At 53.6% G+C, this 23,734-nt stretch carries 22 protein-coding genes and 1 pseudogene; 18 read left to right on the top strand and 5 right to left on the bottom strand.

Annotation, left to right across the window (positions count from 1 at the left end; translation table 11 throughout):
• Positions 1-62: 62 nt before the first annotated feature.
• The 3 genes from ACP158_RS01380 (at position 63) to ACP158_RS01370 (ending at position 1,698) form a co-directional block, all read left to right on the top strand.
• A complete protein-coding gene (locus ACP158_RS01380) occupies positions 63-1,040 on the top strand; it encodes an IS30 family transposase (protein WP_424947212.1) in 978 nt (325 codons plus the stop codon).
• Positions 1,041-1,291: 251 nt separating this feature from the next.
• Positions 1,292-1,495, top strand: coding sequence for a type II toxin-antitoxin system HicB family antitoxin (locus ACP158_RS01375; protein WP_424947211.1), 204 nt, complete (start codon positions 1,292-1,294; stop codon positions 1,493-1,495).
• Positions 1,492-1,698: a type II toxin-antitoxin system HicA family toxin gene (locus ACP158_RS01370; RefSeq protein WP_424947210.1), complete on the top strand. Its 207-nt coding sequence runs from the start codon at positions 1,492-1,494 to the stop codon at positions 1,696-1,698. The genes ACP158_RS01375 and ACP158_RS01370 overlap by 4 nt, the downstream gene beginning before the upstream one ends.
• Positions 1,699-1,737: 39 nt before the next feature.
• Here the strand turns inward: ACP158_RS01370 and ACP158_RS01365 are convergent.
• A pseudogene (locus ACP158_RS01365) lies at positions 1,738-2,096 on the bottom strand (transposase); the annotation flags it as partial.
• Between the two features lie 269 nt (positions 2,097-2,365).
• On the opposite strand from ACP158_RS01365, the gene ACP158_RS01360 reads away from it, so the two are divergent.
• From ACP158_RS01360 to ACP158_RS01345, 4 genes are all read left to right on the top strand, one after another.
• The gene (locus ACP158_RS01360) at positions 2,366-2,548 is read left to right on the top strand and encodes a hypothetical protein (protein ID WP_424947209.1); all 183 of its coding nucleotides are present in this window, start codon (positions 2,366-2,368) and stop codon (positions 2,546-2,548) included.
• On the top strand, positions 2,545-2,691 hold the full coding sequence (locus ACP158_RS01355; RefSeq protein WP_424947043.1) for a hypothetical protein: 147 nt from the start codon (positions 2,545-2,547) through the stop codon (positions 2,689-2,691). Before ACP158_RS01360 ends, ACP158_RS01355 begins: the two co-directional genes overlap by 4 nt.
• Positions 2,692-2,700: 9 nt before the next feature.
• A complete protein-coding gene (locus ACP158_RS01350) occupies positions 2,701-6,864 on the top strand; it encodes a sacsin N-terminal ATP-binding-like domain-containing protein (protein WP_424947208.1) in 4,164 nt (1,387 codons plus the stop codon).
• A gap of 144 nt (positions 6,865-7,008) precedes the next feature.
• Positions 7,009-7,986: an IS30 family transposase gene (locus ACP158_RS01345; protein ID WP_424947207.1), complete on the top strand. Its 978-nt coding sequence runs from the start codon at positions 7,009-7,011 to the stop codon at positions 7,984-7,986.
• A 467-nt stretch (positions 7,987-8,453) separates the two neighbouring features.
• Here the strand turns inward: ACP158_RS01345 and ACP158_RS01340 are convergent, their stop codons facing one another.
• From ACP158_RS01340 to ACP158_RS01325, 4 genes are all read right to left on the bottom strand, one after another.
• Complete coding sequence (locus tag ACP158_RS01340) at positions 8,454-9,578, bottom strand: Gfo/Idh/MocA family protein (protein ID WP_424947206.1); 1,125 nt, start codon at positions 9,576-9,578, stop codon at positions 8,454-8,456.
• 132 nt (positions 9,579-9,710) lie between these two features.
• Positions 9,711-10,496, bottom strand: a complete 786-nt coding sequence (locus ACP158_RS01335; RefSeq protein ID WP_424947205.1) for an ATP-binding cassette domain-containing protein — start codon at positions 10,494-10,496, stop codon at positions 9,711-9,713.
• A 22-nt stretch (positions 10,497-10,518) separates the two neighbouring features.
• The gene (locus tag ACP158_RS01330; RefSeq protein WP_424947204.1) at positions 10,519-11,637 is read right to left on the bottom strand and encodes an ABC transporter permease; all 1,119 of its coding nucleotides are present in this window, start codon (positions 11,635-11,637) and stop codon (positions 10,519-10,521) included.
• 94 nt (positions 11,638-11,731) lie between these two features.
• Positions 11,732-12,688: a sugar ABC transporter substrate-binding protein gene (locus ACP158_RS01325; protein ID WP_424947203.1), complete on the bottom strand. Its 957-nt coding sequence runs from the start codon at positions 12,686-12,688 to the stop codon at positions 11,732-11,734.
• Between the two features lie 241 nt (positions 12,689-12,929).
• On the opposite strand from ACP158_RS01325, the gene ACP158_RS01320 reads away from it, so the two are divergent.
• The 11 genes from ACP158_RS01320 (at position 12,930) to ACP158_RS01270 (ending at position 23,723) form a co-directional block, all read left to right on the top strand.
• Positions 12,930-13,790, top strand: coding sequence for a MurR/RpiR family transcriptional regulator (locus tag ACP158_RS01320; RefSeq protein ID WP_424947202.1), 861 nt, complete (start codon positions 12,930-12,932; stop codon positions 13,788-13,790).
• A 64-nt stretch (positions 13,791-13,854) separates the two neighbouring features.
• A complete protein-coding gene (locus ACP158_RS01315; protein WP_424947201.1) occupies positions 13,855-15,810 on the top strand; it encodes a bifunctional 5-dehydro-2-deoxygluconokinase/5-dehydro-2-deoxyphosphogluconate aldolase in 1,956 nt (651 codons plus the stop codon).
• Positions 15,807-17,645, top strand: a complete 1,839-nt coding sequence (iolD, locus tag ACP158_RS01310) for a 3D-(3,5/4)-trihydroxycyclohexane-1,2-dione acylhydrolase (decyclizing) (RefSeq protein WP_424947200.1) — start codon at positions 15,807-15,809, stop codon at positions 17,643-17,645. The genes ACP158_RS01315 and iolD overlap by 4 nt, the downstream gene beginning before the upstream one ends.
• On the top strand, positions 17,645-18,496 hold the full coding sequence (gene iolB / locus ACP158_RS01305; protein ID WP_424947199.1) for a 5-deoxy-glucuronate isomerase: 852 nt from the start codon (positions 17,645-17,647) through the stop codon (positions 18,494-18,496). The genes iolD and iolB overlap by 1 nt, the downstream gene beginning before the upstream one ends.
• A gap of 4 nt (positions 18,497-18,500) precedes the next feature.
• Positions 18,501-19,400, top strand: a complete 900-nt coding sequence (gene iolE, locus ACP158_RS01300; protein ID WP_424947198.1) for a myo-inosose-2 dehydratase — start codon at positions 18,501-18,503, stop codon at positions 19,398-19,400.
• Positions 19,401-19,417: 17 nt separating this feature from the next.
• A complete protein-coding gene (gene iolG / locus ACP158_RS01295) occupies positions 19,418-20,407 on the top strand; it encodes an inositol 2-dehydrogenase (RefSeq protein WP_424947197.1) in 990 nt (329 codons plus the stop codon).
• Between the two features lie 308 nt (positions 20,408-20,715).
• On the top strand, positions 20,716-20,856 hold the full coding sequence (locus ACP158_RS01290) for a hypothetical protein (protein WP_424947024.1): 141 nt from the start codon (positions 20,716-20,718) through the stop codon (positions 20,854-20,856).
• Entirely contained in the window at positions 20,838-21,593 is a 756-nt protein-coding gene (locus tag ACP158_RS01285) for a helix-turn-helix domain-containing protein (RefSeq protein ID WP_424947196.1), read from the top strand. The genes ACP158_RS01290 and ACP158_RS01285 overlap by 19 nt, the downstream gene beginning before the upstream one ends.
• The gene (locus ACP158_RS01280) at positions 21,500-21,718 is read left to right on the top strand and encodes an integrase core domain-containing protein (protein ID WP_424947195.1); all 219 of its coding nucleotides are present in this window, start codon (positions 21,500-21,502) and stop codon (positions 21,716-21,718) included. Before ACP158_RS01285 ends, ACP158_RS01280 begins: the two co-directional genes overlap by 94 nt.
• Before the next feature lie 83 nt (positions 21,719-21,801).
• Positions 21,802-22,833: an ABC transporter substrate-binding protein gene (locus ACP158_RS01275; RefSeq protein WP_424947194.1), complete on the top strand. Its 1,032-nt coding sequence runs from the start codon at positions 21,802-21,804 to the stop codon at positions 22,831-22,833.
• A gap of 86 nt (positions 22,834-22,919) precedes the next feature.
• A complete protein-coding gene (locus ACP158_RS01270) occupies positions 22,920-23,723 on the top strand; it encodes an ATP-binding cassette domain-containing protein (RefSeq protein WP_424948377.1) in 804 nt (267 codons plus the stop codon).
• Positions 23,724-23,734: the final 11 nt, after the last annotated feature.

The raw sequence follows: 23,734 nt of genomic DNA, 5'->3' as shown, positions 1-23,734 counted from the left end.
CTCTAAATTCTAACGCAACACCTATAGTATGAGTACAACAATATCAAGCGAGGCGTTGAATAATGAAGGCTTATCGTCGTCTATGCTTGGTGGAGCGAGAGGCCATCGGCGTATTGTGTCATTGTGGTGCGGGCATCCGTGCAATCGCCGGTCCACTCTATCGAAGCCCATCAACCATCAGTCGTGAAATCAACCGTAACAAGCGCGGATTTTATTACTTGGCGGTCACCGCTGACAACAAGGCGCGGCGGCGGTGTTATCGTCGTTTGGGCAAGTTGGTTCAAGACCCGGGTTTGCGTCGGCTCGTCATCAACGGACTTCGCAAGCAGTGGTCGCCGGCTCAAATCAGCGCCAAGCTCAAGATAGATTATCCTGGGGATGAACGGATGCGCGTGTGCGCCGAAACCCTCTATACGTATTTGTATGTATTGCCTCGGGGGAGTCTGCGTCAATCCCTGTTGCGTTGTTTACGGCAGCATCGACCAGCGCGGCGGCCACGGAGCCGGGGCAATGACCGTCGGGGTCGTATCCCGGAGATGATCAGTATTGAAGAGCGGCCTGCGCAAGTGGCTGAGCGCGCTGTGCCCGGTCATTGGGAAGGCGACTTGATCCTGGGCGCACGCCATCAATCCGCTCTTGGCGCGCTAGGTGAGCGCGCCACCCGGACGGTGTTGCTGGTTCGCTTGAAGAGACCGGACGCCGAAACGGCGCGCAAGGCGTTTGCGCGCAAATCACGAACGACACCGAAACAGATGAAACCAACCCTGACCCATGATCAGGGCAAAGAGATGCCAGCGCATCGATTGTTCACGAAAGAGACCCGCATGCCGGTCTGTTTTGCCCCTCCACGCAGTCCATGGGAACGAGGCGCCAATGAGAACGCCAACGGCTTGATCAGGCGGCGCTTTCCGAAAGGCGCTGACTTTAATCAAGTCAGCGCTTATCAAGCGCGCAAGGCTCAAGACCGATTAAATGGACGACCGCGTAACGTGTTAAACTGGAAAGCGCCTTTTGAGGCTTTTAATGAATTGTTGCAATAGAAACTAGAGACCACCAATGAAAATGAATATTATGGTAGTTGAAGTTGGAGAGAATCAAACAAGAGCAACTATTAGGCTCATTTTGAGGCATTCGAAAGTAATGTTAGTAAGCGTTGGATAGTCTGTAATACGAATGGAACACTGGAGCATACCATTTTACAGAACATTAAGAGCTAATTAAATTAAAATGAGTAACTTCGACGTTCTATTTATGAATTGAAAAATTAACGCTATGCAGGTATGTTGTTCCTATGAAAATTAAAGTTGTAGTTCACAAAGCAGAAGAAGGTGGCTTTTGGGCTGAAGTGCCCTCAATACCCGGATGTGTGTCACAAGGTGATACAATGAAAGAAATAAAAATAAATATCGAAGATGCAATTCTTGGCTGTTTATCCATTGATATCGAGGAGCCGGAAGTCGATGAAGAAGCTGAAGTTATAGAGTTAGCGGTATGAAAACCGTCTCCGGCAAAGAATTGTGTAAACTTTTGGAACGAAAAGGCTGGGAATTGAAAAGAATCTCAAGCAGTCACCATATATTTATCATGGATGGAAGAAGAGAACGTATTTCGGTTCCAGTCCATGGAAATAAAGACCTGAAGACAGGACTCCAAAAAGCATTGATGCGTATTGCAGAAATCAAAGAAAATGAACTATAGGACAGAGTTATTGTCAAAAGTGGTGTTTCAGCACCTGATTCAAGCGGCGACCCGGTCAATTTCTTTTACCTCGATTCCATCTTTAAATTCTATTCCCGTGATCACCTTCGCCAAGTAGTTAAACCCGCGCAGGCGATGCCATTTTTTCTCCGCACACATGCCCAGCTTGAACATCATGTGTAGCATGCCATCTCTGGAGAGGTAGCCCTTTGAGCGCTTGGTTCGGTGCCGGATGGTTCGGTGCCGGATGGTGCCGAAGGTCGATTAATCTGGTTGCTGGTGCGGATGCTCTGCCAGTGCATGGCGGGAAAGTCGTAGAATGCCATCAGCTCCTCCCGGTCTTTCTGTAAGCACAGCGTCGCCTTCGGGTATTTGGCGTCATAGGCCGCGATAAACAGGTGTATAAGCTCAGATACCTTTGGCACTCCGATCCAGAAGGAGAGCCATGCAATAATCTGGATTATCCGAGAGGCTTTTGCGCCTTACAGAGGATTAAATGAAGCCCTAAAAGAACTGCCAGAAGAGGAAAACTAAAAAAATTTTTCAGTGTCAGATATTGATCTAATTCATTCGGTCGATCAGCTTGTTGGCGAGATGTATGCTGCCTGATCTGATACCAATATATAGGTGACTAAGAATGACTAGCCCACAAGGATTTGTTTAAGCCATGGCCCAAGAGCCGCTAAACCCTGTCGTCATTACACCCGAGCGTGAAATGTCCACAGAGGGTCTTGCTCTAGGCAGTGCCGTCGAATGGAGCATTTGGCTGGCGGAGCAGCAGGACATTGCTCTTCAGGTTTACGGAATTAAAGGGAACTATCAAGGAAAGTTGACAAAACGCCAAGAATGAAACAAACAGATAAATCCACCCGCGCTTTGTTAGCTATGCCGAAACCTCGTGGTAAGGTGCCTCTTGTTAAAAAATCAGACCTCAAACGTCACTTTAAACTCGTTGTTGTCGGCGGTAAGCTAGTTATGCGGGAAGTCAAGTGAATCCGGGGCTTGTCAACTTTCCTTGATAGTTCCCGAATTAAACCCTCCCAGTTAGTTGCTGATCAGCGACGCGAAGAGGGTATTTCTCGGGACTACAAAGGCCGCGAAATTCTTGAGCTGTTACAGAACGCTGCGGATGCAGCTAGGAAAGCAGGTCAACGCAGTCGTATTCGGATTGAACTCACTCCCCAAGGCTTGATTGTTGCGAATACAGGACTAGGTTTTACCACAGGTGGGGTCAGTTCGCTGCAAACGGCTGACTTAAGCCCCAAGCGCGCGAAAAATAGCCAGCTGATCGGCAGCAAAGGCTTGGGCTTTCGTTCAGTGCTCAATTGGTCCCGCCACCCGATGATTATTAGTGGCGCGTTACAACTGGCCTTTAGCAGTCGTTATGCTCATGGCTTAGTAGATGAATTAAAAAGCCAATATAGCATTGTAGGCGAAGAGTTAGCGAAATACCAGGGGGAGGCTACTGACCCAGTACCCTTATTACCATTCCCGGTCGATTTGTCGAAAGTTGAGCTGCGCCATTTTGTCGTTGATGCGGATTTGTTCAAGAATTGTGAATCGTTGATTGAAACTGGTTTTGAGACAGTTGTCGGTATGCCATTTGGCAGCGCTCACAGCTATGATAATGCACTTAATCAGTTAAGCTTATTGCGCCCTGAATTTTTACTGTTTTCTGATTCCATTGAGTCGTTGTCGGTTTCAGTAGTTGGTGAACATGAGGACGAGACTTGGGTTAAAGAATGGAGTTCGGAGGTTGTTTCTGAACACTTGGTTGACCTTACTGAGCTTGATCCTAATAGTGATATCGAAACCTGCAAGCGATGGAGGCTATTCAGTGATACAGGTGAAATTCCAAACGACCTCCTGCGCGATAGTGATGACCCCGATAGTTATCAACTAATAGTTGCTTTAAACGATGAAGGATTGGCTGAGCCAGCGAACTTGTATTCCTTTTTCCCCACTTCCATACCGCTTCCTCTCCACGCTTTATGTCATGCAAGCTTAGAGTTGGAACAAAATCGTAAACATTTGCGGGAAGGCGAGGCGAATGATTATGTGCTGGAGTGCTTAGCACTTTTCTTGGCTGATATCTTTGAACGGCAGGTCGATGCGTCCGGTGATGTCTATCGTGCTCTAGATTTACTTGACCCTGCTTCGCTACAGCAAGACTACCAGTCGGATATTAAATCTTTACAGGGGGCCTTAATCGACGCGATTAAAACACGGAATATCCTTCCTGTACTGTCTGGCGATATGCTCACGGCAGCAGAAGTGTTTGCTTCCCCTAAGGGTGTTAATGCTTTGGAATGGTTACCAGCAACTATATTCCCCTCTATTGTTATGGCTAGAAACGCCACGGAGAAGCAGCTGTTTGATCGACTGGGTGTTGAGCACATAAAGGGTGAGCAGTTTGTCGCGCAATTGCAAGCGGCTAGCGATATAACTCTGGAGCAGCGGGCAGCAGTGGCTTTAGGGATAATCAATCAACGTTTGGGGAGTGATTACTGCTATAAGGGACTGTTGTTAGATACTCAGGGTGATGAGCTATCCGAAGATGATGGTGTGTATTTACCTGGCAGTAGTTTAACTGATGGGTTGGTGTTTCCTGAATGGGCAAAAGTTAAAATACTCAATGAACGGCTCTGGGGGTTGCTTCGGGGGAATAAGGTAAGAGATAGCGCCCGAGACTTAGCTGTTTTCGATGTGCATGAATATTCCTTAGGTAATATGATTGCAGGTCTAGTCTCGTCAGCCAATGTCGCAGTCAATGAGCTGGATGAGGATCAAGTCCGTTCTGCATTATTGCATTCGCTCTTTACGCTGTTTAGTTCTTATAGCAATGAGGAAGATCGTCCAGAATTCCCTAAACGATTGAATGCTATTCTTTTAAACCAGAACTCAGAGTGGGTGGGTGCCAGTCAACTCTACATTGGTGCAGGCTATACCGCTGCGGGAGATATCGTTAGTCGGCTGTATCAATCTGCGCCAAGAAAATTAGCAGCTGAGTCATCAGTTTACGAATCAATGGGAATCGAGCGAGCCTCGCTACCTACATTTCTAGCTTGGTTAGGCGTGGCTGAATGGCCAAGGCTAAGTGACAATATGCAGGTCGAGTCGGAATTTCTTGATTACGCAAAGCAAAGGCTAAAATACCCCGCTATATTTGGAGAAAATGCTATACACGTTTTCGACTCTGTAAAAAAGCTACCTACTAATAGCAAATTCCAGTTTGTAAAGTCGCTTGATGATATTGATGTGATTCTTTCTAGCGAGAGCGACGCTATCTTAGCTTGGTTGGCCAATGACCCTCGAGCTGTTTCCTGGTTAAAAGGTTCCGAGCAACATGGCACGTTGAGTTTTTATCCTTCAAGGGCACGGTATGCTCGAATTTATCAAGGCGAACTGCCATCGTATATTCGTTGGAAAGTCAAATACAGCCCATGGCTAAGGGCTAATAAGCTTAAGCCGCTGGCACCTATTGATTGTATGGTGAATGATGCAGCCGTCGCGGGTTTATTTCCCAGACCGATAATGCCAACAATAGTAAGCATGGAGGAATTAAGCTTGTCTCAAAGCCTGCTGAAACATGCTTGGATAAATGCGGGAGTCAGAGAGAGTGTTGACGATCTCGACTCCGAGGAAATCTATGCCTTGTTAGCTGAACTACCAGAAAAGGATACCTCTGGTGATTTGGCGAAAAAGTTGTACAATTTTCTAATCAAAACAGTCGATTTTGAACTAGATGAAACCGGAGCTAACTACGAAGCCTTCGCTGAGGAAGGTAGAATTTATGCTAAGCACGGCGATGAGCAAGGCTACTTCCCAGTTAATGAGACTTACCACGTCGACGTGGAAGGTTTTCCCCAAGAGTTACTGAAATCACTTCCTGTTGCCTGTTTGCTCAAAAAGCGTGGAGCTGATAAGGTCCGGCGTCTATTCAGGGTCAATGTTTTGGATAAAGAGGCGGTCAATGAGAAAGTTATTGGCCACCGCGTTGCCGCTTGTACCGAGCTGGCCAATCAACATTTCCAATCGGCTAAAAAGTACATAGAAATCTATCGTCACAGTCACTTTGCTAAAGCGCCAGGTCGAAATATATTTGAAGGGTTAGAACTTGTGGTTTGCGAGCAGGCACAAAGTCAAATTACCTTTAAGCAAGAAACATTGGATAATCCTTTGCCACATTGGTCTTACTCAATTCAAGACGGTTATCTTTATGTCTGTTGTAATCCCGTAAATGCAGGTGACCCATACAATCCATTGTTGGCAAATACGATCGGTGATGCCATCGCTTCTATCTTTGGGCTTATCGACGGTGACTCATTCTCGAAAATTTATCAATGTGATGCGTCAATACGCCCTGAGTTACTGAGTAAAATGTTAGGGGATAACCTTGACGATGATTTAGATTCAATGTTGCAGACTTTGATCGAAGGGGCTGCAGAACAAGTGATGCCTGAACCTTCGGTGATCATAGGGCCTGTTCAAGGGGCGTCGCCTAATGTTCCTCCTCCAACTCCTCCTTTAAAACCCACAGTACAATCCGTTGCGGCTGAACCTGAGCCAGCCACGACTGGTTGGGATGTGCCTTCGGCTATTGGCGTCGAACCAGTAGAACATGTGACCGAGAAACCTGGTGCCCGTGTAGGAGTACGCGTATCAGGTGGCGGCTCGGGCTTAGGCGGAGCGGTAGCAGGTTCTACTGCAACGTCTGACGGGAAAGCTGGCGAGGACCTAGCGAAGCTATTTGAAGAGAAGCAAGGAAGATTCCCTTTATATATTGGCCATATAACAGGTTATGAAACAATTACCGCTGACCTACTTAGTTTTCGCAGTGCCGAAGACAGGGCTTTATTCGAATCCGGTGATGATCAGAGTTCGGCTTTGATAGAGCGGGTGATTGAGGCTAAGGAAAAACGGTCAGGTGGTCGTGTAAAATTGACTATCAACGAGGTCAATACGGCAGCCAAGTGGAAGAACAAATATTACATATACAGATTCACACCCATCGATACCGAGACCGTAGAGTACGAGTTAAAGGTGCTTAATAATCCCCTGAGTCAACTTGAAGCGGTCGCTTCATCTGTAGAGATTTCATTGGATGCGGCCACCACGTCGCAGCAGTTTCGTGTGTTTGGGGAGGAAGATAATGACAGTAAATAATTCTCAATGGCATTGGCACTGAAATTGGGGATTCCTCAGTAACTGTTTATATTATCGATGTTACGGTTTTTAATAAGGTGGTCTCTAAATTCTAACGCAACACCTATAGTATGAGTACAACAATATCAAGCGAGGCGTTGAATAATGAAGGCTTATCGTCGTCTATGCTTGGTGGAGCGAGAGGCCATCGGCGTATTGTGTCATTGTGGTGCGGGCATCCGTGCAATCGCCGGTCCACTCTATCGAAGCCCATCAACCATCAGTCGTGAAATCAACCGTAACAAGCGCGGATTTTATTACTTGGCGGTCACCGCTGACAACAAGGCGCGGCGGCGGTGTTATCGTCGTTTGGGCAAGTTGGTTCAAGACCCGGGTTTGCGTCGGCTCGTCATCAACGGACTTCGCAAGCAGTGGTCGCCGGCTCAAATCAGCGCCAAGCTCAAGATAGATTATCCTGGGGATGAACGGATGCGCGTGTGCGCCGAAACCCTCTATACGTATTTGTATGTATTGCCTCGGGGGAGTCTGCGTCAATCCCTGTTGCGTTGTTTACGGCAGCATCGACCAGCGCGGCGGCCACGGAGCCGGGGCAATGACCGTCGGGGTCGTATCCCGGAGATGATCAGTATTGAAGAGCGGCCTGCGCAAGTGGCTGAGCGCGCTGTGCCCGGTCATTGGGAAGGCGACTTGATCCTGGGCGCACGCCATCAATCCGCTCTTGGCGCGCTAGGTGAGCGCGCCACCCGGACGGTGTTGCTGGTTCGCTTGAAGAGACCGGACGCCGAAACGGCGCGCAAGGCGTTTGCGCGCAAATCACGAACGACACCGAAACAGATGAAACCAACCCTGACCCATGATCAGGGCAAAGAGATGCCAGCGCATCGATTGTTCACGAAAGAGACCCGCATGCCGGTCTGTTTTGCCCCTCCACGCAGTCCATGGGAACGAGGCGCCAATGAGAACGCCAACGGCTTGATCAGGCGGCGCTTTCCGAAAGGCGCTGACTTTAATCAAGTCAGCGCTTATCAAGCGCGCAAGGCTCAAGACCGATTAAATGGACGACCGCGTAACGCGTTAAACTGGAAAACGCCTTTTGAGGCTTTTAATGAATTGTTGCAATAGAAACTAGAAACCACCATGTTAAAGAAACACAGTGGAGCCCTGCTGTCGTTGCGGTTTACGATCGGCTGGTTCTGGTTGTCGTGGTGTGGAATATGCAAGGTCAGCTCCAGTTGGCGGCAGGATTCATGGGTTGCTTTTGCTGCAGGAATTTAAGTTGATCGGAAGCGGGCCTGCGGCACAACCGCGTTGCGATGCCACCAGGGCGGCAGCTGCACCACCGGCCTCCACGGCTTCGAGCCAGTTACCCGTGTTCATGCAGTGGACTGGCAGGTTAACGAGAACAGCGTCCCCCGCACCGCATGGCCTGAATGAGCCTTGCGTGCGTAAAGGATTCGTTGCGCGCTTGAGTATCATTACCTGATCGTGCCGTTGTGCTCTATCTGGCAAGGTTATCGCATAGCGCGGCAAACTCGTCATCGTTGCCAATCAGTGCATGGGTGAGTGCTATCGTCAAGCCGCAAGCGGCGTTAGACATCCAGCCACTGGCCTGACAGGACCGAACGGTCGATGGCATCCATGACTCGCTCAATTTTGATGCCGTCTTCAAAGCTGGGCCAGGCGGGTTCGCCCGTTGTAATCGCGGTCAGTAACTTGTGCAGTTCGCAAGCCTTGACATCGATGAACCCGAGCGCATGGCCGGCATTGGGCAGGAACGCATCATAGGGTTGATGGCAGGGCCCGGATAGAATGGTTCGGAATCCCTGCTGACGGGGATCTTCGTTGCGAGCATATAGTTTGATTTCGTTGAGACGTTCCTGATCGTGACAAATCATGCCTTGGGAGCCGTGGATTTCCCAGCGCAAACCGCATTTGCGCCCCCAAGCAACGCGGCTGACGCGAAGAGTGCCCTTGATGCCACTGGCGAAATGCGCCAGCGCGGTGCAAACATCGTCATTATCCACCGCAAGCGTCCGACCCTGATTCTTGGGGTCGCTGCGTTGCTGGTGCACCGTGTCGTAGTCTCCAACCAAACGGGCAACTTCGCTGCCGGTCATGAAGTGGGCCATGCTTACCAGATGGCACATTAGATCCGCGTTGGCGCCGCAACCCGACGCTTCCCGATTCATTCTCCAGCTATGAGGGCGGTCTGGATCGGCTTCATTGTCCACATCGTAGATGCCGTGGAAGCCGATGACGCGTCCTATGGCGCCCTCCTCAATCAGTTGGCGCGCCGCATGAACTAATGGGTTCTGAGTATAATTATAACCCAGAATGGTCTGGCGGTCTGAAGCGCGCGCCGCGGCCAGCATTTCCTCCGCCTCGGCCACATTAGTCGCCATTGGCTTTTCGCACCAGACATGCTTGCCAGCCCTGAGCGCGGCCACAGCAATTTCCTTGTGGACGACATTGGGGACGCATATCGAAATGAGTTCCACCTTAGGGTCGTTTATCACGTCCATGTATTGGGTTGTCGAGCGGGCAAAGCCCATTTCCTGCCGTTTGGCCTGGCCCCGCTGTGCGTTAATATCGCACAACACTTCCAGGCGCGGTCTCAGGCCATCGCCAAATGCAGTCCCGGCTATAGCGTAAGCGAGTGAATGGGCTTTGCCCATAAAAGCGGTGCCGATGACACCGACACCTATTTCTTTCATGCCACTATCGCTTATAAACCATTAATTCAGTTTGTCCGGGCAACTCCGGGGAGTTGGTTTGGGCGCTAGCCGCGGTCATCGTAGCCGCGGACATCATATGTAGGGAATAATTCGGCCGGCCAACCGCAGCCGCTAAACCGTGCCGCCCAGCGAGCCTTCCAGCGTCGCCAGTTTTTGGCCGCCGGCCATCATGTTTTGCAATTCCTCGGGGGTAATTTCACCGCGTTTCGCGGTGCCCAGCGTTTTGCCGCGGTCGAGCACGGTAAAGCGGTCGCCCACGGCCATCGCATGGCGCACATTGTGGGTGATGAACACCACGCCGATACCCTGATTGCGCACCCGGTCAACCGTGGCCAGAACATTGGCGGTCTGGCGTACGCCGAGGGCCGAGGTTGGCTCGTCCAAAATCAGCACCTTGGCGCCGAAATGGACCGCCCGGGCAATCGCCACCGTCTGGCGTTCGCCGCCTGAAAGCGTACCCACCGCCTGATCCGGAGAGCGCAGGTTGATACCCATTTTCTTCATTTCCTCCATGGTCACGTCATTGGCGAGCTGGTGATCGAAGAAACTGATGCCAGCGATTTTCTTGGTCGGCTCGTTGCCCATGAAAAAATTTCGCGTCACCGACATCAGCGGGATCATCGCCAGGTCCTGATACACGGTGGCGATTCCGGCGACGATGGCATCGCGTGGACGCGCGAAACTCAGCGGCTTGCCTTCGAAAAAAATTTCGCCGGCTGAGGGTTTGTGCACGCCGGACATGGTTTTTATAAAGGTTGACTTGCCGGCGCCGTTGTCGCCCAGCAAACAGTGACATTCACCGGCCATCAAATCGAGCGACACGCCGGACAAGGCGATGACCGAGCCGAAGTGTTTCTCGATGTCCTTCATTTCAATCATCGTCTCGACATTCTGCATTTCGATTAGCGGTTTAGCCATCTTACTTCTCCCCGGTAATCATGCGCCGGATATAGGTATTCAGGATCACCGCGAGCAGCAGGATCACCCCGAGGAACACCCTGAACAGCGAGCTTTCCACCCCGGCAAAGAACAGCCCCTGCTGCACCACGCCAAAGACAATCGCCCCCAGCGCCGCGCCGATGACCGAACCGTATCCGCCGGTCAGCAAAGCGCCGCCGATGACAACGGATATAATCGCCTCGAATTCCTTCAACAGCCCGCGATCGGCCCCGGCCGAACCGAACTCCATCACCTGGGCGGTGGCAAAAACGCAGGCGCAGAAGGCGGTGAACATGAACATCATGATTTTGACGCGGTTCACCGGCACGCCCACATAGCGGGCCGCCTGCGCATCGCCGCCGGCGGCGAAGATCCAGTTGCCGAATTTGGTTTTGGTCAGCAGCCAGTGGCCGAAAATAACCAGAATCAAAGCCCAGACCATCAACATCGGGATGCCATCAACCACCGGCTGCCCTTCCCGGGTGCCGCGCACGAATGTTTCGATCCAGCCCTGATCGCCCATCCACTGGAACAGTCCGGTCAGGACCTTGCCGCCGAAGATTGCCGCCAGCCAGTCGCCTTCAGCGACTTCGCGCACACCGCCAATAATGGTTTTTCGGGTAGTGGCGATGGCGGCAAAGATGGTCAGGCCGCGCAGAATAAACAGGAATGCCAGGGTCACGATGAAGCTCGGCAACCCGGTCTTGATCACCAGCCAGCCATTGAATGCGCCTATTGCCACGCACAGGACAAAGGTGACGATGATCGCCAGCCATACCGGCCAGCCAAAGCTGACCGACAGCAGGGCAATTGACATGCCGGAAAAACCGATCATCGAGCCGACCGACAGGTCGAACTCGCCGGCAATCATCAGCAGGCAGGCGCCTACGGCGATAATGATGAACTGCGCCGAGACTATCGACCAGTTCATCACGCCCGCGGGCGAAAACATGCCCGAGTCGCGCGCCGTGAGAAAAAAGAAGACAAATACCAGAATGACGCCGCAAATGCTGCCCAGTTCGGGTCGGATCAGGGCTTTGCGAAAGCCCGATATCTCCTTGACGCGCTCGTCAGTTGTCGGCGGTGTGGTCTGCGGCATCTTGGGCGCCTCGTATCGTTGGATATGAACAGGGCGGCCGCAGGTTTCGCGGCCGCTTATTCATGGCATGCTCATGTCGTGGTCATGTTATGCGCTAGCGGTATTCGCCAGCGTACTTTTCGACCAGGGTCAGGCCATCCTTGGTGACGAAGCCCGGGCCGGAGTTGATGTTGTTGCCGGGCAGCACGCCATAACGGTCATAGTTGGTCAGGACAATAACGGGCAGGTAGGCTTGCAGGAAGGGTTGTTGATCGATTCCCCAGTTGATGATGCCCGCCTTGATGCCTTTCACGATCTCGGTGCCGAGATCGAAGGTGCCGAAATAGAGGTCGCCGGCCATGCCGTTTTCTTGCAGCGCGGCAATGGTCGGGTCGGCCGAGGTTGGCCCCAGAGTCAGGATTGAGTCAGTGCCTGGGTTGGCCGAAAGATAGGCCAGCACCTTGTTTTTAATCTCGGAAGGATCCTGGCCGGAATCAATCATCTGATTGCCGAGCTCCACCCCCAGACCATCCGCGAAACCCTGGCAGCGCTGGGTCGAGGACGGATTGGAGATATAGTGGTTGACACAGAGGAAAGAGCCAATGCCGTCGCCTTTGGCGCGCAGGCCGGCCGCATGGCCAGCGTCATACTCGGGCTGGCCAATATACATCAGCGCCCCGACTTCGCGCGCCTGCTCTGGCGATCCCGAGTTCATGATGATCACGTTGATGCCCTGATCGACCGCGTTTCTGATCGCGCCGGACAGAACGTCGTAATCCGCCAAGGTGGTGATGATGCCGTTCGGATTAGAAGCCGCCGCTTGCTCGATGATGCGAGCCATGTCGGCCAGATCACCGGTCGGCGGGTTGCGGTATTCAACCTCGACGCCCATCTGTGAACCGGCCAGGGCAATGCCGTTCTTGACGGTGTTCCACCAGCTGTCGGAATCCGGCGCATGGCTGATCAGAACATATCTCTCGCCTTCCGCCGCGACGCTCGTGCTCGTCATCGCCAGCGGCGCAGCCATTGCCATGAACAATGCCGCGGACGCAAATAAATTAAGTGGTTTCATATATCCCCCCATGAGGAAGTTGGTTGTAAAATAAAATATTCAGGGCTAAATAATATTCTTCAGCGCATAATACCCTAACATACCTTAATAGAATTTAAATTGCAACTATATTTAAAATAGAATATTTATTCCAAATAGACTTCGGATTGTGTATACTTCGCTGCCCATGCGGGGCGCAACGCCTAACGATTATTTGTTTCGAGCAACCTTGTTTATGACTTATTTATGATTCGGGACTGTGATGTCTAATGCGATAAGCCAAAAACCGCCCAGGGTATTCAGCGAGATAAGACCGTGGCTGCAAAAGCGCTATGTTTCCTTGCCCAAACGCTTGCAGCGGGTTGCGGAATTTGTAGTGCATAATCCGGATGTTGTTGCGCTGAATACCATTGCGGTGATTAGCGACCGAGCCCGAGTAACCCCATCAGCCCTGGTGCGTTTCGCCAAGGCCATCGGTTACCGCGGCTTTTCCGACATGCAGTCGGTGTTTCAGGGAAGCATGCGCCACATGCCTTTGCCTTATGTTCAGCGCATCCATCATCTGGACGACCAAAAGCAACATGAGCAACCTGAGCAACCTGAGCAACTTGAGCAAACGGTATTGCACCGGTTCAGTCGGGCGGCCAGCGTTTCTATCAACAAGCTGGAACAACAGGTGGATGAAGCGACCATATTGCAGGCCAGCAAGCGGCTGGCGACCGCCCGTTGCATCTATCTTGCCGGGCAGGGACGCGCCGCGCCGGTGACCACTTACCTGCATTATATGTTTGTGAAGATGGGTTTGCCGGCCGTGTTGCTGGACGGCCTGGCCAGTTTGATGGCCGATAAGGCCAGCCTGATTCACCGAGACGAAGCGCTGGTTGCGGTTAGCTTCAACCCGTATACCGCCAATACGTGCGAGTTGGTGGATATCTGTCTGGCGCGGCAGGTTGCGGTGGTGGCTTTGACCGATTCCACCTTAAGCCCGATTGCCAGAGCCGATGTCTTGCACCTTGAAGTGCCCGAACAGGAAGTGGGCGGCTTTCGCGGTTTATCGGCGACCATGTGCCTGGCTTTGTGTCTGGTGCTGGAAACCGGCAAGCGCTGCTCGCAAAAAGACTAAGATTTAGTGGCGTCACGGGCAACCATACCGCGTTGCACAACACCTATTTCGGCATATCAGGATAATGAAACAAACGGTTCTGGATATCATCTGTATCGGTCGCGCCGGCGTGGACCTGTATGGCGAGCAGGTTGGCGGCCGTCTTGAGGACATGCGCAGCTTCGCCAAGTATGTTGGCGGAAGTCCGGCTAATATCGCTATCGGCACGGCTCGCCTGGGCCTCAAATCAGCCCTGCTCACCCGCGTTGGCGATGAACATATGGGACGCTTTATCCGTGAGACCATGGTCGCTGAAGGGGTGGATACACAGCGGGTTGTCACCGACCCCGATCGCCTGACTGCCCTGGCGATTCTAGGCATCCAGGACGAGCATCATTTCCCGCTCATCTTCTATCGGGAGAATTGCGCTGATATGGCGTTGTGCGCGGATGATGTGGAGACCGACTTCATCGCGCAAGCGCGGGCGGTATTGGTGTCCGGCACGCATTTGAGCACGGCCAGCGTGGCCGCGGCCAGCCACAAGGCCATGAAACTAGCGCGCTCGCAGGGTTCCAGGGTGGTGCTGGATATCGATTATCGGCCCAACCTGTGGAGCCTGGCCGGTCATGGCGATGGCGCGGCCCGTTTTATTGCTAATCAGGACGTGAGTCTGCAACTGCAAAAATATCTCGCTGACTGTGACATGATTGTCGGCACCGAGGAAGAGTTTCATATTGCGGGCGGCACCGATGACACTTTATCGGCGCTGCGCAAAGTGCGTGAACTAACCGATGCCATTCTAATCTGCAAACGCGGCGCCATGGGCTGCACAGTGTTTGAGGCGGTCGTTGATGGCTGGCAGTCAGGCATCGCCGCAGCGGGCTACAAAGTCGAGGTGTTTAATGTTTTAGGGGCCGGCGATGCCTTTATGGCCGGCCTGTTGCGCGGCTGGTTAAGGGGCGAAGACTGGCGGACAACCTGCGCCTACGCTAACGCCTGCGGCGCTTTCGCGGTGTCGCGTCATGGCTGTGCGCCGGCGTTGCCGTCGGATGTGGAGTTGCAGGATTTCATCAAAAACGGCAGCGATTACACGGCCTTGCGGTTTGATCCGCATCTCAATCATATTCATCGCGCGACCAATCGGCGAAAGGACTACAGCCGCGTAGTGGCGTTCGCCTTTGATCATCGGCGTCAGTTTGATGCCTGGGCGCATGAGTATGGACGCGATAGCGCGGCGGTTGGTCAATTTAAGCAGTTGGTCTGGAAAGCGGCCGAGGCCGAAGCGGGCAGCGACCCCGGCTTCGGCGTTTTAGTCGATGATCGATCGGCGCGCGCCACCCTGCGGGCAGCGACCTGGTCAGGCGCCTGGGTCGGGCGGCCGATCGAAGCCGCCGGACGGTTCCCGCTGGCGCTCGAGGCGCAAGGAGACATCACCGAGCATCTGGCGAACTGGCCGCTCACCCAGACGGTTAAGATATTGTGTCCGTATCGACTGGATGATGAACCGGAAATTCGCGCCGGCCATGAACGTATAATCCAAAGCCTGGATCGCGCCTGTCGGCACACGGGGCATGAATGGCTGCTCGAAATTATTACCGCTCGGAACCCCAACGAACCTGAATTTGACAGCGTCGCGACGATCATGAGGCGCTTTTATGAACTGGGCATAAGGCCGGATTGGTGGAAACTCGAGCCGGGCATGAATGAAGCCTATTGGAATGCCGCAGGACAGGTGATCGATGAGCATGATCCCTGGTGCCAGGGCATTATCGTCTTAGGTCTGGACGGCTCGATCGAATCGATTAGCGAGTCTTTCAAGGTTGCGGCCGGTCAGCCGCGGGTGAAAGGGTTTGCGGTGGGTCGAACTTTGTTTGCCCAGCCGGCCAGGGACTGGCTCGCCGAAACCATTGATGATGCCACCGCGGTCGCGGCGATGCGCGCTAATTACCGCAGCATGATTGAGGCTTGGGACAGGGCCTGTGCCGCCGCCGGCAAAATCAATCCCGGCCCGCAAAATCAACCAAAGCGTAAATCGGCATGAAAACCATTCGTCTTACCGCCGCACAATCCCTGTTGCGATTTTTAACCCAGCAATTTGTGCGCCTCGACGATGGCGCTGAGCCGCCTTTATTCGCCGGTGTCTGGGCGATCTTCGGCCATGGCAACGTGGCCGGCATTGGCGAGGCATTATTTCAGGCACGGGATCAGTTGCCGACCTATCGTGGCCACAATGAACAGGGCATGGCCCATGCCGCCATCGCGTTTGCGAAGGCGCGTCGGCGTCAACAGGTGATGGTGGCGACTTCCTCAATCGGTCCGGGGGCGACCAACATGGTGACCGCGGCCGCCTCGGCCCACGTAAACCGAATTCCGGTTTTGCTGATTCCCGGCGATGTGTTCGCATCGGGGTTGCCGGATCCGGTTTTGCAGCAGATCGAAGACTTTAGCGACGGCAGTGTTACCGTCAATGATGTTTTCCGCCCGGTGAGTCGGTATTTCCATCGTATTACTCGGCCCGAGCAGTTAATTCAGGCGCTGCCAAAAGCGATGGTAGTACTGACCGATCCCGCACTGTGCGGTCCTGCCACTATCAGTATCTGTCAGGATGTGCAATGCCAAGCCTTCAATTATCCTGAAGCCCTGTTTGAAAAGAGAATATGGGCATTGCGTCGACAATCGCCCGACCGTTACGAGTTGGCACAAACACTGGCCGCCATCAAGGCCGCTCGCAAACCGGTTATCGTTGCCGGAGGTGGAGTGCGCTATTCTCGTGCCGAGGCCGAATTGCAGGTTTTTGCCATGACCCACCAGATACCGGTTATCGAAACCCAGGCCGGCAAATCATCCTTGCCGGCTGAACATCCCCTCAATTTCGGCGCGGTTGGCGTGACCGGCGTGGCCTGCGCCAACACGCTGGCACGCGAAGCCGATCTGGTGCTCGCGGTCGGCACCCGCTTGCAGGATTTCATTTCCGGCTCTAACAGTTTGTTTAAGTGCCAAGTGGTTCAACTTAACGTGCAACCCATGGACACCGCCAAATACCGCGCCATGCCTTGCGTTGCCGATGCCAAACTGGGATTGCAATCACTAGCTGAAAATCTGGATGGCTACCGCGCAAGCGCTGACTGGCTTGCACATGCGAATCAGCTCAGGTCGGAATGGATCGGGATTCAGCAGAATCTTGTCTCAGCCGCGAATGACACGAGCATCCCGAGTGACGCGCAGGTTGTGGCCGCGGTTAACCAGAGCGTCGCTGACAATGCCGTGGTGGTGGCGGCCGCGGGGAGTTTGCCGGCTGAACTGCACAAGCACTGGAACAGTGTCGCAGTGGGCGGATACCATTTGGAATACGGTTACTCGTGCATGGGATACGAGATCGCCGCCGGCGTTGGCGTGAAGCTGGCTGAACCTGAGCGTGACGTTGTGGTGATGGTCGGAGACGGCTCTTACCTGATGATGAATTCCGATGTCGCCACGGCGGTGAGCCTGGGCCTGCAGATTACGATTGTCATTCTGGATAACCGCGGCTATAGCAGTATCAATCGGTTGCAGATGGCCACTGGCGGGGCCAATTTTAACAATCTGCTGTGTGATACGCATAATAAGGGTCTGGCCGAAATCGATTTTGCCGCACATGCCGCTGCGATGGGCGCTCATGCCGAAAAAGCGGCTAATATCGGAGCGCTCAAGGCCGCAGTCAGCGCGGCTTCGAAGCGCGCTGGCGTCAGTGTGGTGGTTATCGATACTGACCCGCTGCCGGCTTCACCGGGGGGTTGCTGGTGGGAGGTGGAAGTTCCGGAAGTTTCAGTGCGCAACGAAGTATTGGAAAAGCACAAATCAGCCGTGGTCAGTCGTCAACAGGAAAGAGGTTACTAATGAGTCGGTTATTGATAAAGCCCGCCAAAGCACAGCGAGTGCACCAGATTACGCCGCAAAATGCTGGCTGGAAATACGTCGGATTTGAGCTTTATGATGTTCAAGCGGGACAGCCTCTGAGCCTGCAGCAGGCCGGTCGCGAACTCTGTCTGGTCGTGCTCTCGGGCAGCGCCAGCGTTAAGGTGGGCGAACAACGCTGGAATGGCGTGGGTGGTCGCAGCACTGTGTTTGATGAACAGGCTCCGGGCGTTGTTTATGTGCCTGCGGGCGCCAGTGCCGAGGTGTTGGCCGATACGGCGGTGGAATTAGCGGTGTGCAGCGCTCCCGGCCAGAATAACGACCGGAATAACGACCGGAATAATGGCCAGAGTAATAATCAGGGTAATAGCGGACCAGCGCGAATAATTGATGAAGCCATGATGTCTCAGGAGGTTCGCGGCCAAGGTTCCAACACCCGCTACGTGCGCAACATCCTGCCGGAAAGCCAACCGGCCGATAGTCTGTTGGTGGTAGAGGTGATCACGCCTGCGGGGAACTGGTCTTCCTATCCGCCGCATAAGCACGATAGAAATGCCCTGCCTGAGGAAAGCCAACTCGAGGAAACCTATTATCATCGCCTAAATCCCTCAAGCGGTTATGTCCATCAGCGGGTATATACGGATAATCGCAGTCTGGATGAAACCGTTAGCGCGGAGGACCGGGATGTCGTGCTGGTGCCGCAAGGCTACCACCCGGTAGGCGTGCCGCATGGCTATACCAGCTACTATCTTAACGTCATGGCCGGACCGGTTCGCGCATGGCGTTTTGCCAATGACCCGGCGCATGAATGGCTGTTAAATAAAGCGCAGTGAAAAGATGCAGCTGAAACTGGGCATGTCTCCAATTTCATGGTCTAACGATGATCTGCCTCAATTGGGCGGCGAGACTTCCCTTGAAACCTGTCTGCGAGAGACTCGCCAGGCCGGGTATACCGGCACCGAGCTTGGCGGCAAGTTTCCCAAGGACCAGGCAGCCCTCGAAAAGGTGCTGAGCGAACACGATCTCAAGCTGGTGTCCGGATGGTATGCGGGTCTTTTGCTTAACAATACGCTAAAGAATGAGCTGGAGCGGGTCACGCCGCAGCTCGAGTTGTATGCGGCTCTGGCAGCCCCGGTGCTGGTTTATGGTGAAACTTATGCCACCGTACAGAACCGCCAGAATGAGCCATTAGTCAATAAGCCGGTGTTGCCGGATTCCGAGTTTGCGGCCTATGGGGAACGACTCACCGGGCTAGCGGAGTATTGTGCCAGCCAGGGCGTTGCGCTGGCTTTTCATCACCATATGGGCAGCGGCGTGGAAACCGAACGCGAGCTGGATCTGACCATGGCCCATACCGGAGATGCTCTGGGGCTGTTGATTGATACCGGGCATTTGTTATTTGCCGGCGGCGACATTCTTGCTGTCATCGAACGTTACGGGCATCGCATCAACCATGTGCATGCCAAAGACATTCGTGCGGAAGTGCTCAAAGCGGTCGACCGGGAGCAGGACTCTTTTCTGGATTGCGTGCTGAGGGGAGTTTTTACGGTGCCTGGGGACGGCATTATCGACTATAACCGGGTGTTGCAGGCGCTGGCTGACATTAAATACCAGGGTTGGATCATCGTCGAGGCCGAGCAGGATCCTGCAAAAGCCGACCCTTACGAATACGCCTGCATCGGCTACCAAGCGCTTAAGCAGGTCGCATTAACCGCCGGTTATGCCATAGTTGACTAGGCGCATTTATGATCAATATGGCTTTATTGGGCGCTGGCCGCATCGGTTCGATCCACGGCGGCAATGTGGCCAAAAACGGTCATGCGCGGATAGCGGCGCTTTACGATCCCTTGCAGGTCAATGCAGACCGGCTTGCCGGCGAACTCGGCTGCGAACAGATGACGCCGCAACAGATTTTTGCCCGCGACGACATTCACGCGGTTCTGATTTGTTCCACTGCCGATACCCATGCCGATTTGATCGAGCAGGCGGTCGCAGCGGGCAAGCATGTGTTTTGCGAAAAGCCCATCGACCTGTCGCTGCAACGAGCGCGGCAGTGTGTGCAACGCGTTTCGCAAAGCAACTGTAAAATCATGGTTGCCTTTAATCGTCGTTTTGATCCTGACTTCCAGGCTTTGCAGCAACGGGTTGAGGCCGGTGGCGTCGGCGCGGTGGAACTGGTGAGCATCATTTCCAAGGATCCGGCGCCGCCATCGGTGGAGTACATTAAAACGTCTGGAGGCCTGTTCCGCGACATGACCATCCACGATTTCGATATGGCTCGATTCCTGTTAGCCGAGGAAATGATAAGCGTCAGCGCCCAGGCCGCCTGTCAGGTGGATGCGGCGATCGGCGAAGCGGGCGATGTGGATACTGCGGTCATCACGATGACTAGCGCGAGCGGAAAACTGGTGCAGATTTCAAACAGCCGACGCGCCAGTTTTGGCTACGACCAACGCATTGAGGTGCATGGCTCCGACGGCATGCTGGTCGCGCAAAATGTCAATGAAAATACAGTCGTGGCGTATAACCAGTCTGGCGTCCGCAGCGCCAAGACATTGTCTTCTTTTCGCGAACGCTACGCAGCCGCCTACCGGGCTGAACTGGATGGTTTTGTGCGCTGCTTGATGGGCGAAGCGGTAACGCTGCCAGGCCTGGACGATGGCCTGCGGGCATTGATGCTTGCTGAAGCCGCGTTGTTGTCGTTGCAGCAAAGGCGCACTGTGAACCTGACAGAACTGGACTGACGAATGGTGGTCTCACTAAAGGATTTCGCCGCCTTTTGATATTCCGACGGAGACCATTGACCACGACCGGATTCAGTTGGCTGGTTATGACGCACTGGAAACCCGGTCCACCGTGATGAGTGCCAGTTGCCGATCCCCGACCAATCTGGCCGTCGCACCGACTGCAAATGCTAGAAGCAAACAGAACGATCCGGATTGATAACCCAAACAGGCGTGTCCAGGCTCAGACACAAATGAGACTTCATTAGTTAAGAAAATCGGGTAGTCTAAGGTGAAATCAATTCACTTAAATCACAGGAGACTACCCGATGCAGATAAAAAGCCTGCGTATCAAATCATACCGCAGTCAGGCGATTGCCGACACCGCCAGTGAACCCGCCATCGCCCGAATAAAGAAACTGGAACTCTATGCCGAGCTCAAATCAGCAGGTTGCACGACGTATGCCTGAAAACCATCGGCTGGTCGAAGGCGACCTACTACCGTTGGCTAGGGCGTTACCGGCGGCACGGCTGGCGTGGCTTGGCAAGCCAAAGCCGTCGTCCGAAGCGTGTGCGCGGTCGACAATGGACAGCGCAGCAGGAGCAACAAGTGTTGCACTTGCGCAAGCGTTATCCGTTGTGGGGCAAACGCAAGCTCTGGAAGGTGTTGTTCAGGGATCGGGGTCTGCTTCTCAGCATCAGCACGGTTGGGCGCATCCTGGACCGGCTGGTGCGCTTGAAGCGGGTCAAGCCGGCGGCATTTTATTATGGGCGGGTCAAGCCGAAATGCCGCTGCCAGTTCAAGCACCACGCCAAGCGCTGGACATATGGGATGCGCGCCAGGCGGCCAGGCGAGCGGGTGCAGATTGACCACATGAGCGTAGGACTACCAGCGGGCTTTAGCATCAAAGAGTTCAAGGCAGCCTGTCCGGCTGCCGGATTTGTTGCCTTAAAAGCCTATAGCCGCGCGACCAGCAGGAACGCCAAAGACTTTTTGATCTGCCTTATCGAACAAGCGCCGTTCAAAATCCGCTCGATACAGGTCGATGGCGGCAGTGAGTTTCGGGATGAGTTTGAGCAAGCCTGCGAGGCCTTGGACCTGCCTCTATTGCGTTGCCGCCTAAAAAGCCGGAATGGAATGGTTGCGTTGAGCGAGCCAATGGCACCAGCCGTTATGAGTTCTGCCCGCTGTATGAAGGAGCGTTGACGGCAGCCGCGATCAACCAGGAACTGGTTCATTACCAATGGACCTATAATCATTACCGGCCACACGATAGTTTGGATTTAATGACGCCGATGGCGTACTATCAGCAACCTGCCTTGGTTGCCTGATTTTGTCTCATAGGTGGTGAACCCGGACATCATATTGCCATCGGGCGGACAATTCCCTATACTCGGCAAAATTGAGCCGCTTGATGTTAATAGTAGCGGCCATTCCAGTTAATCATTTCATCCATCATCACGAGGAATCATTCATGAAATTCGTAACAAAAATCTCCACTCGCGTTGCCGCTGCGGCGGTTGCCGCCACCTTGGCCTCCGCCACTCTGGCCGATGTCAACGTGGCATTCTTCCTGGAGTGGGCGACGCCCAACCAGATACCCAAAGTTGAAAAGGCTTACGACGACGCTCTGGGCGTTGATGTCAACTGGACCAACTTTGACACCGGCACCGCCATGACCGAAGCGATGCTGGCCGGCGACATTGACATTTCCTACAGTCAGGGTCTTGCGCCGTTCATCAACGCGGTCAATGCCAGCGCGCCGATCAAACTGGTTGCGATTGCCATGCGCTATCCGGCAAACGACTGCGTGGTGCGAGACGGTTCCGGCATCAGCAAAGAGAACGCCAACGAACTGGAAGGTCAGGCCGTGGCGGTGCCGCTCAATACCATGGCCGATTACAGTTTTCGCGGGATGATGAAAGCGTTAAACGTGGATGTTTCCAAAATCAAAGTGGTCGACCAGGAGCCGGAGGCCGCGGTAACTTCACTGGCCGATGGCAATGTCGTCATGGCTTGCATCTTCGGCGGCAACTCCACCAAAAAAGCCAAAGAACACGGCAAAGTTTTGATGACCAATGAAGAAAAAGCCGCGGTGGACATCGTAAGTTTTGATGTGGTTTCCGTCACCGAGAAATTCCTTCAGGAAAACCCGGAGCAGTTGCGCACTTTCCTGGCAGTGACCCACGAAGCCAACGCCGCTTTCGCCAAAGACCAATCAAAGATCGGTGTCATCGCCAAAGATGCCGGTATGTCGGTTGAAGACGCGCGCAACCAGATGGCGTCTTTCGGCTTTCCAACGCCTCAACAACAGTTGGACGACTATTTCAACAAGGGCGGGGTGGCCGACACCGCGATTAACTTTGTCGGCTCGGCGTTCGCAACGCCGGAAAATCCCGCGCTAAAAGACTACAGTGCGGTCATCGATACTTCATTCCTGAAGTAATCGGATCGCGGTTGCGGTTACTGGTGACAGGTTATGAGAGCCTGTCACCTTTTTTTTACCCCCGCACAAATTAGCCAAGCGCGATGATGGGTGATTTAGTCGCCGACAAAGTCAGCATGGTCTTCGACATGGGCGATGGCGAGGACGTGCACGCGCTCAAGGATGTCAGTTTCACTTTGAAGCAAAGTGAACTCCTCTCGGTGTTGGGACCTTCCGGTTGCGGCAAAACCACTTTGCTGAATCTCATCGCCGGCTTCCTTCGCCCGACCGATGGAAAGTTTGTGCTGAACGATGGCGAAATCGCGGGTCCGGGTGTTGACCGCGGCATGGTGTTTCAACAAGGCGCGTTGTTTGAATGGCTGACCGTTGCCGAAAACGTCGACTTCGGTTTGCGCATGAAAAATGCCGACCCGGTGGAAACCGCGAATAAAGTGGAAGAATGGTTGGACATCGTTGGCTTGCAGGGGTTTGGCGACACGCCGACCTATCAGTTGTCCGGTGGTATGCAGCAGCGCGTGGCTCTGGCACGATGCTTGATTAACGACCCGGACTTGATTTTGATGGACGAACCGTTGGGCGCGCTGGATGCGCTGACGCGTGAAAAGATGCAGGCGCTGGTGCTGAAAATCTGGAAGGAAACCGGCAAGACCATCATGATCATCACGCACTCGGTGGAAGAGGCACTGTTGCTTGGCGAACGATTGTTTGTCATGGCACCCCGACCCGGGCGGTTGCATAAACAATACCACTTGCCGTTTGCCAAACGCGGGTTGAGCGAAGACCCGCGTGAGATTAAAAACAGCAAACAGTTTGTCGAAACCCGCGAAGAAATTTTGACCATGATTTGGGATATGGAAGAAGAGATTATGGGCAAAGCGGAAATAGCGTGAGCCGGGCGACC

Source organism: Candidatus Spongiihabitans sp., assembly GCF_965247905.1.
In the GTDB taxonomy this organism is placed as follows: domain Bacteria; phylum Pseudomonadota; class Gammaproteobacteria; order Arenicellales; family Poriferihabitantaceae; genus Spongiihabitans.
Note: the sequence above shows the minus strand (reverse complement) of the source record. Positions and strands in the feature narration are given on the sequence as shown.

Bases quoted from the DNA above. Each gene is read 5' to 3' on its own strand.
- ACP158_RS01380 (WP_424947212.1), top strand. From the start codon at position 63: ATGAAGGCTTATCGTCGTCTATGCTTGGTGGAGCGAGAGGCCATCGGC.
- ACP158_RS01375 (WP_424947211.1), top strand. From the start codon at position 1,292: ATGAAAATTAAAGTTGTAGTTCACAAAGCAGAAGAAGGTGGCTTTTGG.
- ACP158_RS01370 (WP_424947210.1), top strand. From the start codon at position 1,492: ATGAAAACCGTCTCCGGCAAAGAATTGTGTAAACTTTTGGAACGAAAA.
- ACP158_RS01360 (WP_424947209.1), top strand. From the start codon at position 2,366: ATGGCCCAAGAGCCGCTAAACCCTGTCGTCATTACACCCGAGCGTGAA.
- ACP158_RS01355 (WP_424947043.1), top strand. From the start codon at position 2,545: ATGAAACAAACAGATAAATCCACCCGCGCTTTGTTAGCTATGCCGAAA.
- ACP158_RS01345 (WP_424947207.1), top strand. From the start codon at position 7,009: ATGAAGGCTTATCGTCGTCTATGCTTGGTGGAGCGAGAGGCCATCGGC.
- ACP158_RS01340 (WP_424947206.1), bottom strand. From the start codon at position 9,578: ATGAAAGAAATAGGTGTCGGTGTCATCGGCACCGCTTTTATGGGCAAA.
- ACP158_RS01335 (WP_424947205.1), bottom strand. From the start codon at position 10,496: ATGCAGAATGTCGAGACGATGATTGAAATGAAGGACATCGAGAAACAC.
- ACP158_RS01330 (WP_424947204.1), bottom strand. From the start codon at position 11,637: ATGCCGCAGACCACACCGCCGACAACTGACGAGCGCGTCAAGGAGATA.
- ACP158_RS01325 (WP_424947203.1), bottom strand. From the start codon at position 12,688: ATGAAACCACTTAATTTATTTGCGTCCGCGGCATTGTTCATGGCAATG.
- ACP158_RS01320 (WP_424947202.1), top strand. From the start codon at position 12,930: ATGTCTAATGCGATAAGCCAAAAACCGCCCAGGGTATTCAGCGAGATA.
- ACP158_RS01315 (WP_424947201.1), top strand. From the start codon at position 13,855: ATGAAACAAACGGTTCTGGATATCATCTGTATCGGTCGCGCCGGCGTG.
- iolD (WP_424947200.1), top strand. From the start codon at position 15,807: ATGAAAACCATTCGTCTTACCGCCGCACAATCCCTGTTGCGATTTTTA.
- iolB (WP_424947199.1), top strand. From the start codon at position 17,645: ATGAGTCGGTTATTGATAAAGCCCGCCAAAGCACAGCGAGTGCACCAG.
- iolE (WP_424947198.1), top strand. From the start codon at position 18,501: ATGCAGCTGAAACTGGGCATGTCTCCAATTTCATGGTCTAACGATGAT.
- iolG (WP_424947197.1), top strand. From the start codon at position 19,418: ATGGCTTTATTGGGCGCTGGCCGCATCGGTTCGATCCACGGCGGCAAT.
- ACP158_RS01290 (WP_424947024.1), top strand. From the start codon at position 20,716: ATGCAGATAAAAAGCCTGCGTATCAAATCATACCGCAGTCAGGCGATT.
- ACP158_RS01275 (WP_424947194.1), top strand. From the start codon at position 21,802: ATGTTAATAGTAGCGGCCATTCCAGTTAATCATTTCATCCATCATCAC.
- ACP158_RS01270 (WP_424948377.1), top strand. From the start codon at position 22,920: ATGGGTGATTTAGTCGCCGACAAAGTCAGCATGGTCTTCGACATGGGC.